Source organism: Pseudoxanthomonas kaohsiungensis, from assembly GCF_010211765.1.
In the GTDB taxonomy this organism is placed as follows: Bacteria; Pseudomonadota; Gammaproteobacteria; order Xanthomonadales; family Xanthomonadaceae; genus Pseudoxanthomonas; species Pseudoxanthomonas kaohsiungensis.
The window spans coordinates 1-520 of sequence record NZ_PDWO01000065.1 but is presented as its reverse complement, the minus strand read 5'-3'; the positions used below and the strand labels follow the sequence as shown (position 1 = coordinate 520).

Genomic DNA, 520 nt, shown 5'->3' with positions numbered 1-520 from the left:
GCATTGTCGTAGCCGTGGTTGCCCAGGTTGGGCGGGTCTTTCTTGGCGGCCAGCTTGGCGCGGCTGGCGATGCGCCAGTGCACGTCCGCCAGGCAGATCAGCTGCGGCACCCGCGGGTTGCTGCCGTAGTCGAGGCGCGCCGGCACCCGGCTCTTGTCCCAGCAGCGCATGTGTCGCTGCGGCTGCTCCAGCTTGCGTTCGATCGCCGCGAACCGCGCCCGATCCGCGGCGCTGTCGGAGCGCGGATTGAAGCCGGCCACGATGCCTTCGCTCACCAGTTGCACCTGGTCCAGCGGCAGCAGGTCATCCAGCAGCACGGTGTTGCCGGCCGGCACCGCGGCCATGCCGTGGTCGGACAGCACGATCAGGTTGATCCGCTGGAACAGCCCGCGCTGCTTCAGGCCCTGCAGCAAGCGGCCCAGCGCGACATCCGTGGCGCGCAGCGCGGCGTCGACCTGGGGCGAGTCCGGGCCGTGCTTGTGGCCGGCGTGATCGACGGCGTCGAAGTACAAGGTGAGAA

The 520-nt window shown here is 69.8% G+C and carries 1 protein-coding gene; it reads right to left on the bottom strand.

Annotated features, from left to right (window positions below; translation table 11 throughout):
* The coding region (locus CSC66_RS17310; protein ID WP_162378644.1) for an alkaline phosphatase family protein at nt 1–520 on the bottom strand (520 nt) is incomplete at both ends.